This window comes from Methanomicrobiales archaeon (assembly GCA_030019205.1).
In the GTDB taxonomy this organism is placed as follows: Archaea; Halobacteriota; Methanomicrobia; order Methanomicrobiales; family JACTUA01; genus JASEFH01.
Genome location: JASEFH010000053.1, coordinates 1 through 3,471, shown reverse-complemented (window position 1 = coordinate 3,471; position 3,471 = coordinate 1). Strand labels below are relative to the sequence as shown.

The window sequence follows — 3,471 nt, the reverse complement described above, 5'->3', positions numbered from 1 at the left end:
ATGCGAGCGTGATGAGGCTCTGCCGCTGGACCGCACCGAGGCCCATGACGCGCGAGGTGTACCGGGAAAGGGGCTGCAAGATATTGTATAAATGATTTTTTTTCGTGATTAATTGTTGTGACTTAAGTCAACAAATTCCATGTCTAATACTATGATGGACCTATACTAGCCCCGGAATATGGCTTTGTGGAGATCCCTCTAGGGCTCAATTTTTAGCGGATAGGGAAATATCTATGAGAAATGAGGCTCCTTGTTGATCTGACCAAAGACACAACAGATGAGCCGTCCATAGTGTCATCGTCCCTGTATATCAGACTTACCGAGGCAGCAATATCTGCTGTCCGAGCATCCCACCTTCCGCTCTATTCCTGCAAATACTCGAAGAAGACCTACACCCAGCACCAGCTGATGGTACTCCTGCTCCTGAAGGAACAGTTAGGACGGGATTATCGGGGATTAATCGATCTAGTCGAAGTGATGAATCCGATCCGGAGCATCCTCCAGTTAGGGACGATTCCCCACTTCACCACCCTTCATAAATTCCTGCAGAGACTTTCCACGCTCTGGTTGAAGCTTATCCAGAAACGGGTGGGTTCCTCCCTGTATCAACGAGGAGCCGTAAGATCCGTCACCGCCATCGATGCCTCGGGATCTATTAGTGCGTATGCCCGCTGCTACTCCTCTCTCTGAACCGGGAAGACCCGCAAGCGATTCCTGAAGGTCTCCCTGGTCGTCGATACAATACGCAGGTGATCCTGGCCCTTACGATGACCCCGCATCCGATCTCGGAAGTGAGGATGGCCAACAGTCTCCTCACTCAGTCCCATCGAACCCGGATGGCTGCATGCTTCGTTCTTGATAGGGGATACGATGCCGAGTCCATCCATCGTCGGATCCGGGAGGGGAGATGCACGCCGAATACGCCGAATCCCTGATTCCGGTCCAAACGCGAAAACAGAAACGGATCTATAGACGGTATCGGAGAGAGATGGCTCGAACCTTCGATGCATGCCGGTACCATCGGAGAAACCTCGTTGAAACGGCATTCTCGGTCCTGAAAAGAACCATCGGTGAGAGCCTGAAAGGTAGCGTATACGAAGTGATGTAAAAGCCCAAGAGGCCCTGTATCCCACAGTGAATTGCAGAAGGAGAATACAGGGTAATGTATCTAAGGAACCTTATCGATAAATATCTTACCGGTAACGACGAAGGGATGAAGATCCTGCTCACCTGGTTTCTGAACGAGGTGATGGAGCAGGAAGCCGAAGAGCAAACTGGCGCCGGACGATATCAACGGACCGGATCCCGACGAGCGCATCGGAACGGGCACCGGGCTCGAACGCTTCGAACGAGATACGGGGACGTAACCCTGGAGAAACCGCTGCTTCGAGAATTCCCATTCCAGACAAAGGTCTTTGAGCGATATGCGAGGGTTGAAAAAGCGATCGAGAGCATCGTGCTCGAATCGTATCTCCAGGGGGTATCGACGCGGAAGGTCCAGCAGGTGCTCTCCCATCTGGGCATCGATCAGATCTCCCCCGCGTACGTGTCCACGCTGACAAAAGAACTGGATGCCCGGGTCCAAGAATTCTTTTCCCGGCCCCTTGCACCGCATATGCCGTATCTCTTTGTGGATGCGTCCTACTTCAAGGTGCGAGACGGGGTACGCTATTGCAACAAAGCGCTGCTCGTCATTGCCGGGATCCGAACCGACGGGATGCGGGAGATCCTCGGGGCGAGGATTGCCGATAGTGAGAACGAACGCACCTGGGAGGATCTCTTTATGGAACTCAAAGACCGTGGCCTGGAACGGGTGGACCTCGTGATCTCTGACGGCCACCGAGGCATCCAGAGTGCCACGGAACGATCCTTTCTGGGATCCAGCTGGCAGATGTGCCACGTTCACTTCATGCGGGCAGTCCTGCGGAAGATCCCGAGAACTCGGTATGGAGAGATTGCGGGACTCCTGAAAGAATCGCTCACGGATTCCCGCACGCTGCAGGAGTGTGCCCGGGACCTGGAGGTCCGGGGCTATCCCCAGGTTGCCGATACGATCAACCGGTTCCAGTACAGCCTCTTCAACTACCGGAGCGCTCCACGGGAACATTGGAGACGGATCCGGACCATGAATCTCCTGGAACGGGTGAACAAAGAACTGAAACGGCGGTACCGATCCATCGGGGCATTCCCCAATGATGCCGCCCTCCTCCGACTTGCTGGGGCGATCCTGATGGATAGCAACGAGGAGTGGATCACCAGTCGCCGGTATGTATCTGCCGGTGAGAAGATAGTTGGTCCGGATACAGGAGTCCAATTTACAGCTTAACTTGCACGCTACCTCTCAGGTCTTAGTGACCATTTCTTCAGAGACGAATATTCTCTTTATTATTATCATTGAGGGTTTCTATAAGGCCAATAAGGTGCGAATTGATATGGTTGACCATCGAAGGACGATTCTTCACAAAATTTTCAAATTGATGAATACACTGATATTAATGCACTAAAAAGTCAGAAAAATAGACTATATCAACAATTTGTTTAGATTATTCAATAATTTTCCATCGTATTTCATCTTTCCATTCATAGCAAGTATATGTATAGGGTAGATATTTCCAAGATGTGTTTAAAATTCTTTTTAGGATAGATATAATAAATATATTAATATATTTATTATTAAAATTTAACATTTGATGTCCCGATCGATGATCTCCATAGTAATATAGCGAATAAAATGTATTCGATATGGGCCTATACTTCCTTTTTTTCACGAAATACAAAACGTCACCTTTCTTAAAAATCTTCCATTTATGGAAGGGTTCATTTAAAAATAGATCCGACATGGGGCCAGGAGTTTCAATGTATCCCGCCTTCGCTACGCGGTTAATTTCTTGACAAAAGAATTTTGGATCATCTACATGCTCAGCAACATGGCATGATATCGCATAATCTATTGACTTCAATTTAAAAGGTAGGCCTCTTAATATATCAGCCAAAATAAAATCCCTATCATCAAAGACTACTGCCTTTGCTCCGCTTCGATCTATACTCTCTTCAATCGTTTTATCGACTAAAATATTTGCTCGCCCATTTGGATTATTACCACTCCCTATATCAACAACTAAGCTATTGGGAGGGAGATCTACTTCATAATTCTTGTAGCCAATCTTTATCATTATCTGTTACTTTTAATATTTTATTTTCGTTTTATATATACTTGCTTAATCTGAGACCTAAACTCCGCGTGAGTTAGGGGTTAAAATTCATTCTCTGCCCTCCTTTTGAGCAGTCTCCGGTGCAGAGGAAAAGATCTATCTAATTCTAATCCCTAATATTGAACTGTATATTGAGGAGGTCATCCCAAAACTCTCCAGATTATGCGGGCACAGGCTAGGTGTATGAGCCCCAGGAATGAATGGTCATAGCGTTCGTACCGGGGAATCAGCTTCTTGAAGGCTTCAATCCAGCTGAAGA

3 protein-coding genes are annotated in these 3,471 nt (G+C 47.9%); 2 read left to right on the top strand and 1 reads right to left on the bottom strand.

The window, feature by feature from the left end; all coding sequences use genetic code 11:
• Positions 1–240 precede the first annotated feature (240 nt).
• Both QMC96_13175 and QMC96_13170 read left to right on the top strand, forming a co-directional pair.
• Positions 241–690, top strand: a complete 450-nt coding sequence (locus QMC96_13175; protein MDI6877706.1) for a hypothetical protein — start codon at positions 241–243, stop codon at positions 688–690.
• A 472-nt stretch (positions 691–1,162) separates the two neighbouring features.
• Positions 1,163–2,326, top strand: a complete 1,164-nt coding sequence (locus QMC96_13170) for an IS256 family transposase (protein ID MDI6877705.1) — start codon at positions 1,163–1,165, stop codon at positions 2,324–2,326.
• Positions 2,327–2,543: 217 nt separating this feature from the next.
• Here the strand turns inward: QMC96_13170 and QMC96_13165 are convergent, their stop codons facing one another.
• On the bottom strand, positions 2,544–3,173 hold the full coding sequence (locus QMC96_13165) for a methyltransferase domain-containing protein (protein MDI6877704.1): 630 nt from the start codon (positions 3,171–3,173) through the stop codon (positions 2,544–2,546).
• Positions 3,174–3,471 lie beyond the last annotated feature (298 nt).

Bases quoted from the DNA above. Each gene is read 5' to 3' on its own strand.
- QMC96_13165 (MDI6877704.1), bottom strand. From the start codon at position 3,173: ATGATAAAGATTGGCTACAAGAATTATGAAGTAGATCTCCCTCCCAAT.
- QMC96_13175 (MDI6877706.1), top strand. From the start codon at position 241: ATGAGGCTCCTTGTTGATCTGACCAAAGACACAACAGATGAGCCGTCC.
- QMC96_13170 (MDI6877705.1), top strand. From the start codon at position 1,163: ATGTATCTAAGGAACCTTATCGATAAATATCTTACCGGTAACGACGAA.